Origin of the sequence: Rhodococcoides kyotonense (assembly GCF_900188125.1) — a bacterium.
GTDB lineage: Bacteria > Actinomycetota > Actinomycetes > Mycobacteriales > Mycobacteriaceae > Rhodococcoides > Rhodococcoides kyotonense.
In genome coordinates this window covers 29,695-41,587 of record NZ_FZOW01000032.1, presented here as the reverse complement: position 1 = coordinate 41,587, position 11,893 = coordinate 29,695, and the positions used below count along the sequence as shown (strand labels likewise).

1 protein-coding gene is annotated in these 11,893 nt (G+C 64.0%); it reads left to right on the top strand.

The annotated features are described in order from the left end of the window. Nucleotides 1–11,823: non-ribosomal peptide synthetase (locus CHB96_RS28385; RefSeq protein WP_141136596.1), on the top strand; the 11,823-nt coding region annotated here is incomplete at its 5' end. Nucleotides 11,824–11,893: the final 70 nt, after the last annotated feature.

Genomic DNA, 11,893 nt, shown 5'->3' with positions numbered 1-11,893 from the left:
GCGGAGCCGGATGGTCATCGGGATCCGGAGTATCTGGTGTCGGTGATCGAGTCGGAGGGTGTGACGGCGACGTCGTTCGTGCCGTCGATGCTCGCAGCATTCGTGTCACAGGTCGATTCTGCTCGGCTGCAGTCGCTTCGGCACGTGTTGGTCGCTGGAGAGGCGTTCTCGGGTGCGGTCGCTGCTTCTGCGCGCAGCGCTCTGCCTGGCGCGAGTGTGCACAATTTGTACGGGCCGACCGAGTTCACGGTGCATGCGACGGCGTACTCGCTGGTCGGGGGCGAGTCGGGTGGGAGTGTGCCGATCGGTCGTCCGGTGTGGAATTCGGCTGTGTACGTGTTGGATTCGCGATTGTCGCTGGCACCGGCGGGTGTGGTCGGTGAGCTGTATCTTTCGGGTGTTCAGTTGGCGCGGGGGTATTTCGGCCGGGCGGAATTGACGGCGGATCGTTTCGTCGCGAGTCCGTTCGGAGACGGTGAGCGGCTGTACCGGACCGGTGATCTGGTGCGGTGGGATGCGGCCGGTGAGTTGCTCTACGTGGGTCGGTCGGACTTCCAGGTGAAGTTGCGGGGTCAGCGAATCGAACTCGGCGAGATCGAGACGGCACTTGCGCGGCTGGAGTCGGTCGCGCATGCGGCGGCGGCTGTACGGTCCGATCGTCTGGTCGCCTACGTCGTGCCATCGGCAGCTGGACTCGACACCGACGGCCTGAATGCTGCGTTGACCGAGGTTCTGCCGTCGTACATGGTGCCGTCGACGTTCGTCGTGCTGGACGCGTTCCCGCTGGGGTCATCGGGAAAGTTGGACCGAAAAGCGTTGCCGGAACCAGTGTTCGAGGTGCGTGAGTTCCGTGCGCCACAGACGCCGGTGCAGGAGATCGTTGCTCGGGTGTTCGCGGACCTGTTGGACGTCGACAGGGTCGGTCTCGACGACGACTTCTTCGCACTCGGTGGCAACTCGCTGATCGCGACACAAGCACTGTCGCGGATCGGCGCCGAGCTGGGGGAGCGTATTGTCGTCCGCGCACTGTTCGACGCGTCCTCGGTCGAGGCGCTCGCCGCGCGGGTCGAGTCTCGCACCGGGGACGGCCGGGTACCGCTGGTGGCGCGCTCGCGTCCGGATCAGGTGCCGCTGTCGCTGGCTCAGCAGCGGATGTGGTTCCTGAGCCGATTGGATCCCGATTCCGCGGTGGACAACATTCCGGTCGCAGTCCGGTTGCGCGGACACCTCGATATCGAGGCGTTGCGCGCAGCCGTCTCGGACGTCATTGCGCGACACGAGATTCTGCGCACGGTGTACCCGGAGGTCGACGGGGTCGGCTACCAGGACGTTCGGGCGGTGTCCGACGTGGAGATCGACCTCGTTCCACATCCCGTTCTCGAGGACGAGATCCTCGCGTCGGCGTATGGGCTGTTCGCCCGCGGATTCGACGTCACCGTGGAGCCGCCGGTCCGCACACGGTTGTCGACCGTCGCGCCCGATGATCACGTGCTCTTGGTCGTCGTGCATCACATTGCGGCGGATGGTTTCTCGATCGGACCGTTGACGCGCGACATCATGATTGCCTACTCGGCGCGGGCGAACGACGACGTTCCTGCCTGGGCGCCCCTGCCGGTACAGTACGCGGACTACACGTTGTGGCAGCGCGAGGTCCTCGGATCTGCGGACGACGCAGACTCGGTGCTGTCGCGTCAGCAGTCGTACTGGGTCGGCCACCTGGCAGGTCTTCCGGATCAGCTCGATATTCCGTTGTCGCGCCCGCGCCCACTGTCGGCATCGGGTCTTGGCGCAATGCATACGTTCTCGATCGGATCAGAACTGCGTTCTGCCGTGGAAAACGCTGCGGCCGAACACAAAGCGACTCCATTCATGGTCATGCACGCGGCACTGGCGATCCTGCTGTCTCGGTTGTCCGGTACCACCGATGTGGCCGTCGGAACTCCCGTTGCGGGACGCGGCGATTCGGCGCTCGACGACATGGTCGGAATGTTCGTCAACACGTTGGTGCTTCGGTCCGATGTGTCGCCGTCGGCCACATTCGGTGATGTGCTGAGCGGTGTGCGTCGGACGGACATCGATGCGTTCGAGCATGCGGACGTGCCGTTCGAGCGGTTGGTGGAGGTTCTCGATCCTCCGCGGTCGCAGGGCCGGCATCCGCTGGTTCAGGTGCTGTTGGCGTTCCAGAACGTCGGCGGAGGGACGTTCGAGCTACCGGGACTGTCCATTTCGGGTGTCGAATTCGACGCCACAGTTGCAAAGATGGATCTCCAACTGACGGTGTCCGACGGTCCCGATGCGGGGTATCGAGTCGACGTCACGTACGCGACGGATCTGTTCGACGCCTCTGCGGTCGAGGTGCTCGGCAAGCGTTTGGTGCGGGTGTTGGACGCCATCGTGTCGGACTCGGATGTCGTCGTCGGCGATATCGAGCTGGCCGAGGACTCGGAGCGTGCAGTGTTGCTGCGCGCGTCGGTCGGCGATGTCGTCGATATCGGCTCCGATGCCACGGTTCTCGACGCTTTCTCTCGTCGGGTTGTGGAGCGGCCGGATGCGGTGGCGGTGCGGTTCGGTGGGGCGTCGTGGACGTACGCCGAGTTCGATGCGCGGGTGTCGGAGATTGCTCGTGCGCTGAGAGCCGAGGGTGTGGGTGCCGGCAGCACGGTGGCGGTGTCGATGCGTCGGTCGGCGGAGATGGTGGCTGCGTTGTACGGGGTGGTGCGGGCGGGTGCGGCGTATGTGCCGATCGATCCCGACCATCCGGCGGAGCGAACTGACTACATTCTCGACTTGGTTCGCCCGAATCTGGTGCTCACGGCGGAGGTGTTGGACGGACTCACCCGTGTGCGCGACGTGAGTGTGGGTGTCGATGGTGCTGCCACGAGTGGCGGAGCCGCGTATGTGTTGTTCACGTCGGGGTCGACGGGTCGGCCGAAGGGTGTGACTGTGTCGCATGCTGCGGTGGTGAATCAGGTGTCATGGTTGGTTGCGGAGTACGGGCTCGGTGCTGGTGATGTGGTGTTGCAGAAGACGCCGTTCACGTTCGATGTGTCGGTGTGGGAGTTGTTCGGTGCGTTGGCTTCCGGTGCGACGTTGGTGGTGGCGGAGCCGAATGGTCATCGGGATCCTGAGTATTTGGCGTCGGTGATCGAGTCGGAGGGTGTGACGGCGACGTCGTTCGTGCCGTCGATGTTGTCGGCCTTCGTTTCTCAGGTGCGACCCGACGCGGTGGCTTCGCTGAGGAATGTCCTTGTTGCCGGTGAAGCGTTCGGTACTTCTGTTGCGGAGGCGGCGTCAGCGGTCATGCCGTCGGCGCGGTTGCACAATTTGTACGGGCCGACCGAGTTCACGGTGCATGCGACGGCGTATTCGCTGGTCGGTGGTGAGTCGGGTGCGGGTGTTCCGATCGGTCGTCCGGTGTGGAATTCGGCTGTGTACGTGTTGGATTCGCGGTTGTCGTTGGCGCCGGTGGGTGTGGTGGGGGAGTTGTATCTTTCTGGTGTTCAGTTGGCGGAGGGGTATTTCGGTCGGGCGGACTTGACGGCGGATCGTTTCGTCGCGAGTCCGTTCGGCGTATGCGAACGGCTCTATCGGACCGGTGATCTCGTGCGGTGGAGCATCGAGGGTGAACTTGTGTACGTCGGGCGTTCGGACTTCCAGGTGAAGTTGCGTGGTCAGCGGATCGAGCTGGGTGAGATCGAAGCGGCTGTGGGCGCGTTGGATTCGGTGTCTCGGGCTGTCGTGGACGTGCGTAGTGATCGGTTGGTGGCGTACGTAGTGCCGGCTGGTGACGCGCTGGAGACTGTGGATGCACGCGAGGCTCTGGGCCGTGTGTTGCCGTCGTACATGGTTCCGTCGTCGTTCGTGGTTCTCGACGCGTTGCCGGTGGGTGCGTCGGGCAAGTTGGACCGAAAGGCATTGCCGGATCCGGTGTTCGAGGTGCGGGAGTTCCGTGCTCCGCAGACTCCGGTGCAGGAGATCGTGGCATCGGTGTTCGCGGACGTGCTCGGGGTCGATCAGGTCGGACTCGACGACGATTTCTTCGAACTCGGCGGTAACTCGCTGCTCGCAACTCAGGTCGCGGCGCGTATCGGTGCCGCTGTCGACGCGCGGGTGCCGGTGCGAGTGTTGTTCGACGCCTCCTCGGTCGAGGCGGTCGCGTCGCGCGTTGTTGTCGGCACTGACGCACGAACTCCGTTGGTGGCCCGCGAGCGTCCGACGCATGTGCCGTTGTCCCTTGCTCAGCAACGCATGTGGTTCCTGAACCGCCTGGATCCCGATTCGGCCGTGGACAACATTCCAATCGCCGTTCGGGTTCAGGGCGAATTGAATGTCGCCGCTCTGGAATCCGCGGTGCGAGATGTCGTCGCGCGCCACGAAGTTCTGCGCACGGTGTACCCGGAAGTCGACGGCGTCGGCCATCAGGATGTTCGTACGGTGGCAGACGTCGACATCGATCTCGCGCCGCGAGACGTTGCCGAACGCGACGTTTCGGCCGCAGTGGTCGAGTTCTTCGCTGCAGGGTTCGACGTGTCCACGACGATTCCGTTCCGGACCCGTCTGCTGCGCTCGACCACGAGTGACCACGTCTTGCTGGTCGTCGTACATCACATTGCAGCGGACGGCTTCTCGGTGGCACCGCTGACTCGCGACATCATGATCGCTTACGCAGCGCGGGCCGACGACGACGTTCCTGCCTGGGCGCCGTTGCCGGTGCAGTACGCGGATTACACGCTGTGGCAGCGTGACGTGCTCGGCTCGTCGAGTGATGTCGGATCGTTGATGTCCGTTCAGGAGCAGTACTGGACGTCGCAACTGGACGCGATTCCGGACGAGATCTCTCTGCCGACCGACCGCCCACGTCCTCTGGCGTCGTCGGGTATCGGTGCGGTACATACTGTTTCGTTGCCCTCGGTGCTTCGTGCATCGATCGAGTCCTGTGCGTCACAGCATCGGGCCACCCCGTTCATGGTCGTGCACGCGGCGCTGGCGGTAGTGCTGTCGAGGTTGTCCGGCAGTGGCGACGTCGCGATCGGAACGCCCGTCGCCGGACGCGGTGAAGCAGTTCTCGACGATCTGGTCGGGATGTTCGTGAACACGCTCGTGCTGCGGGCTGCGCTGTCGTGGGACGCGGCGTTCGGCGATGTGCTGGAGTCAGTTCGAACCACGGACATCGATGCGTTCGAGCATGCGGACTTGCCGTTCGAGCGGTTGGTCGAGGTCCTCGATCCTCCGCGGTCGCAGGGCCGGCATCCGCTGGTTCAGGTGCTGTTGTCGTTCCAGAACATTCGGACGGACACGTTCGAACTACCCGGAATGTCTGTTTCCGCTGTGGATTTCGACGCCGTGGTGTCCAAGATGGACCTGCAGGTGACCGTGTCGGACGACGCGGATGGCGGCTATCGCGTCGACCTGACGTACGCAACCGATCTGTTCGATGCGTCCAGTGCGGCTCGGATCGGTGACCAGCTTGTCCGTGTGTTGAACGCGGTGGTCGAGGATTCGAGCGTCGTCGTCGGAGACATCGAGTTGACCGACTCGGCCGAACGCGATCGGCTTACGGCATGGGCAGAAGGACCGATGCACGACATCGATTGCGACGTGACGGTGTTGGATGCATTTGCTCGTCGGGTTGTGGAGCGGCCGGATGCGGTTGCGGTGCGGTTCGGTGGGGCGTCGTGGACGTATGCGGAGTTCGACGCGCGGGTGTCGGAGATTGCTCGTGCGCTGAGAGCCGAGGGTGTGGGTGCCGGCAGCGTGGTTGCCGTGTCGATGCGTCGGTCGGCGGAGATGGTGGCTGCGTTGTACGGGGTGGTGCGGGCGGGTGCGGCGTATGTGCCGATCGATCCCGACCATCCGGCGGAGCGGACCGAGTACATCCTGGATTCGGTGCGTCCGGTGTTGGTGCTGACGGCCGGGGTCTTGGGTGATCTCGGTTCCAGCGATGTCGCCTTCGATTCCGAGGCCTTGCCTCGTCCTGCTCCGAATGCTGCGGCGTATGTGTTGTTCACATCGGGGTCGACGGGTCGGCCGAAGGGTGTGACTGTGTCGCATGCGTCGGCGGTGAATCAGGTGTCGTGGTTGGTTGCGGAGTACGGTCTCGGTGCTGGTGATGTGGTGTTGCAGAAGACGCCGTTCACGTTCGATGTGTCGGTGTGGGAGTTGTTCGGTGCGTTGGCTTCTGGTGCGACGTTGGTGGTGGCGGAGCCGGATGGTCATCGGGATCCGGAGTATTTGGCGTCGGTGATCGAGTCGGAGGGTGTGACGGCGACGTCGTTCGTGCCGTCGATGTTGTCGGTGTTCGTGTCGCAGGTGAATTCTGCTCGGCTGCAGTCGCTCCGGCATGTACTTGTGGCGGGTGAGGCGTTGTCCGCGCACGTGGCCACCGATGCTCGCACCGCATTGCCCGACACTGAAATTCACAACTTGTACGGGCCGACCGAGTTCACGGTGCACGCGACGGCGTATTCGCTGGTCGGGGGCGAGTCGGGTGTGCCGATCGGTCGCCCGGTGTGGAATTCGTCTGTATACGTGTTGGATTCGCGTTTGTCGCTGGCGCCGGTGGGTGTGGTGGGGGAGTTGTATCTTTCGGGTGTTCAGTTGGCGGAGGGGTATTTCGGTCGGGCGGAGTTGACGGCGGATCGTTTCGTCGCGAGTCCGTTCGGAGACGGTGAACGCTTCTATCGGACCGGTGATCTGGTGCGGTGGAATGCGGCCGGTGAGTTGCTCTATGTGGGTCGGTCGGATTTTCAGGTCAAGTTGCGCGGTCAGCGGATCGAGCTGGGCGAGGTCGAGTCTGCCGTTGCTGCAGTGGATTCGGTGTCGCGCGCCGTCGTCGAGGTTCGACGCGATCAGTTGGTGGCATACGTTGTGGGCACCGAGATCTCGATCGACGGAGTGAAAGCGTCGCTGGGCCAGGTGTTGCCGTCGTACATGGTTCCGTCGTCGTTCGTGGTTCTCGACGCATTGCCGGTGGGTGCGTCGGGCAAGTTGGATCGAAAGGCATTGCCGGATCCGGAGTTCAGTGTCGCTCGATACCGGGCGCCGTCGACGGATGTCGAATGTGCAGTCGCGGAGATCTTCGGAGATGTTCTCGGTGGCGAGGCGATCGGTCTCGACGACGACTTCTTCTCGCTCGGCGGTAACTCGCTGATTGCGACACAGGTCATCGCACGTCTGGCGGAACGGCTCGGTCGTCGTGTCCCGCTGCGACTGATGTTCGACGCATCCACCGTCGAGACCTTCGCCGCGAAGGTCGCCCTTCTCGCGGAATCGGACGACCGTCCGCCTCTGACGGCGCAGCCTCGTCCGGAGCGGATACCGTTGTCACTGGCTCAGCAACGGTTGTGGATTCTGAACAGGCTCCATCCGAACGCCGGCGTTCGTAACATCCCCGTCGCAGTGCGTCTGACCGGACCGTTGGACGTACCGGCACTCCAGTCGGCCGTTCGCGATCTGCTGGGTCGACACGAGTCGCTGCGGACGATGTACCCCGAGTTCGACGGTGACGGCTACCAGTTGATCCGAGACGTCGAGGACGTTGTCCTCGATCTGGATCCCGTTGCCATCGGGGAAGCGGACGTCTCTGCGACCGTCGAAGACATCGTCACCAGGGGATTCGACGTCACCGGGGATGTGCCGCTGCGAACGGCCCTACTACGGGTCGCCGCCGACGACCATGTGCTGGTGTTCGTGGCGCACCACATCTCGGCCGACGGGTTCTCGATGCGCCCGTTGACTGCCGACGTCATGATCGCGTACGCGGCACGGTCGGCAGGTGTCGCGCCCGAGCAGCAACCGCTCGCAGTGCAGTACGCCGATTACACGCTGTGGCAGAGGGGCGTTCTCGGCTCGGACACCGATCCGAATTCCCGTATGGCGCATCAATTGGGCTATTGGCGAGAGCAATTGGACGGACTTCCGGAAGGTATCGACCTTCCGCTCGACCACCCGAGACCCGATGGTGCCAGCTATCGCGGCGCGACGGTGCGATTCCCGGTGAGTGCGGACCTGCGAGCTGCGTGTGAAGCGCTTGCGAGGGAACACAATGCGTCGTTGTTCATGGTGGTGCACACAGCGCTCGCGGTCCTCCTGGGTCGATTGTCCGTATCGACGGATGTCGCCGTCAGCTCGCCCACGGCCGGGCGAGGCGCGACGGAGCTCGACGGACTCATCGGAATGTTCGTCAACTCCCTGGTGCTTCGGACTCGAACGACACCCTTCACCTCGTTCGCGGACATGCTCGCGCATACGCGAGACGTCGACCTCGAGGCCTTCGCGAATTCGGACGTGCCGTTCGAACGGGTCATGGAGGAAATCGACCCGGATCGCCGATGGCTCGACGGTCCACGGATACCCGTCGCACTGAGCTTCCAGAACCTGGGCTGGGGCTCGCTCGAACTGTCGGGGCTACGTGTCGAGCCAGTCGGCTTCGACGCCGGATTCGCGAAGTACGACCTACATTTCGTCGTCGAGGATGCAGTCGACGACGACGGCCGCGCATGCCTTTTCGGCTCGATCACGCACTCGAGCGATCTGTTCGACGAGTCGACAGTGACGGAGATCGGCGAGCAACTCGTACGAGTTCTGGTCGCGGGCACCTCCGACCCGTCCGTTCCGATCGGCGACATCGATGTGATCGGCGAGGCCGAACTGTCCCGGACGATCGCTGCGTGGAACGATGCGACCACGGCAATCCCGTCGGCGTCGATCGTGCCCGATCTGCTGGACAGGCAGGCCGTCGCGACACCCGACGCTGTCGCGGTGACTTTCGCTGATACTCGCCTCACATTCGACGCCTTCGCGGCGCGAGTTGCTCGTACGGCGCGATGGCTGATCTCGCGCGGTGTAGGGCCGGACGAGCGGGTGGCCGTGACGATGCACCGTTCGATCGACCTCGTCGTGGCTGTCCATGCAGTCGTGGCCGCTGGTGGTGCGTACGTCCCCATCGATCCCGACCAGCCGTCCCTGCGTACCGATCATGTTCTGGCCGTTGCACGTCCGATCATGGTGCTGACGAGCATCGACGACGCCACGATCGCCGAGTTCTCCGACGCTCCTGTGACGGATGAGGATCGGATCGGACCACTGCGTCCCGAGAACACGTGCTACGTGATGTTCACGTCGGGGTCGACAGGTCAGCCGAAAGGCGTTGCGGTACCGCACTCGGCCGTCGCCAACCAGGTCTCGTGGTTGGTGGCGGAATACGGACTGAACGAGCTCGATGTCGTTCTGCACAAGACTCCGTTCACGTTCGACGTGTCCGTCTGGGAGCTGTTCGGCGCACCAGCCTCGGGTGCCCGGATGGTCGTCGCCGAACCGGACGGTCACCGCGATCCGCGGTATCTGGCGTCGCTCGTCGAATCGGAGGGCGTGACGGCGACATCGTTCGTGCCATCGATGCTGGCCGTGTTCACCTCACAGGCGGGAACGTCGCGACTGCAGTCACTTCGGCACGTGTTGGTCGCGGGCGAAGAACTGGGCCGAAGCGTCGCCCGGGCCGCCTCGGATGCGCTCCCGGGAGCGCAACTGCACAACCTGTACGGACCGACCGAATTCGCCGTGCATGCAACGGCATATCCGTACGACCCCGCCGAGCCGGCGCCGACCGGTCGAGGGGACGGCGTACCTATCGGTGAACCAGTCTGGAACAGCGGTGCCTACGTGTTGAATTCGCGTCTGCAGCCGTCCCCGGTCGGGGTCGTCGGGGAGTTGTATCTCGCCGGTGTGCAACTCGCACGTGCCTACGAGGGTCGCCCCGATCTGACGGCCGAGCGGTTCGTGGCACACCCGTTCAGGACGGCCGGGGAGCGCGTCTACCGGACGGGCGATCTGGTGCGACGCACGAGGACCGGTCGTCTCGTCTATGTGACGAGGTCCGACGGTCAGGTGAAACTGCGTGGTCAGCGTGTCGAGCTGGGTGAGATCGAAGCGGCACTGCTGCACCATGATTCGGTCGCGTCGGCTGCTGTCGACGTGCGCGGCGACCGCCTCGTCGGGTATGTGACGAGGCGGAACGGTAGCGATCTGGCTCCGGACGAGATTCGACATGCCGTGCGTTCGGTGTTGCCCAAGTACATGGTGCCTGCGGTCATCGTCGTCATGGACTCGCTACCGACGACAGCGAGCGGCAAACTCGACCGCGACGCGCTGCCGGACCCGGTCGTCGAGATCGCTGCGTACCGCGCGCCGACCAGTCCGGTGGAGGACGCCGTCGCCACGGTGTTCGCCGACGTCATGAGAATTCCGCGGGCAGGCCTCGACGACGACTTCTTCGAATTGGGCGGTAACTCGTTGTCGGCCACGAAGGTGATCTCCAGACTCGGGGATGCGCTCGACGCGACGATTCCTCTGAGTCTGTTGTTCGATGCGTCGAGCGTCGAGGAATTGGCTGCCGCGGTGTCGGCGTACGTGAGCAGCGGTTCTCGGGTGCCGTTGGTCGGACGACGTCGTCCCGAGGCCATCCCCCTGTCGGTACAGCAGCAGCGCACGTGGATGTTGTCGCAATGGATTCCGAAATCGCCGTACTTCAACATCCCGGTCACCGTGCGACTCACCGGACCGATCGACGTCGACGCGTTGGCTGCGGCAGCGCACGATGTTCAAGTCCGTCACGAGTCGCTCCGAACGATCTTTCCGAAGGTCGACGACTCTGCCGTTCAGAAAATTCTGCCTGCAGATGCGGTGAGGCTGGACATGGCGCCGATCGAGGTGTCGGAAACCGACCTGTCGGGCCGGATCGCCGAACTGCTCGCGGTCGGGTTCGACACCGCGACGGAGCCGCCGCTGCGCATCACCCTCTTCCGGCTGAGCGAGGAGGAACATGTCGTGGTCGTCGTGTTCCACCACATCGCAGCCGACGGTTCGTCGTTCGCGCCCTTCGCGCGAGACCTGACGCATGCGTACGGCGCGCGTGCGGTGGGCGAGGAACCCGGATGGGAACCTCTTGCCGTGCAGTATGCGGATTACGCACTCTGGCAAAGGGAAACGCTCGGAGAGCTGACCGACCCCGAATCCGTCGCCAGCCGTCAGATGCAGTTCTGGCGGGAGACTCTTGCCGGCCAACCGGACCTGTTGAACGTCGAACTGGATCATCCGCGCCCGGAAGTGCGCACCATGGCGGGGAGTTCGGTGACCCTCGGCGTCGACCGCGACATCCACGCCGCGATAGACAGGTGCGCCAGGGACACCGGCACGACTCGGTTCATGGTCGTGCACGCAGCCATGGCGGCGGTCCTGGCACGTTGGTCCGGAAACGCCGACGTCACGGTCGGTACACCGACAGCGGGCCGCGGAAACGAACTACTCGACGACCTCGTCGGAATGTTCGTCAGTACGGTCGTTCTGCGGACCGTCGTGGACACGTCGATCTCGTTCGCCGATGTGCTCGCCGAAGTCCGGAGGCAGGACATCGCGGCGTTCGAGAACGTCGACGTTCCGTTCGACTGGTTGCTGAACGAACTGTTACCTCCCAGGCCGGTGGCGCAGGTCCCGTTCTTCCAGGTGATGATGGCGTTCCAGAACTACGAGCAGCACGTGGCCGAGCTGGGCGCCGTGAAAATGGAGTCCATGGCGACGTCGACCACGACGGCGAAGTTGGATCTGCACTTCAGTTTCGTCGAAGCCGTCGATCCCGACGGGGCGTGCGCAGGAATGTCGATCGAGATCGCCTACGCCACCGAACTGTTCGACGAGCCGACGGTCGTCGCGCTGGGTGAGGCCTTTCGTCGGGTGCTGAGCGTTGCTGTGTCGGACCCCACTGCAATAGTGGGGGACATCGACATGAAGCAAGCGGTGTCGGGACATATCACGAACACGGATCGGTAACGGATGTCTCGGCTGTGTCGATTAGCGGTCGGCAGGTACGGTACGTCCGGATGGACGTCGGTCGGTCGGC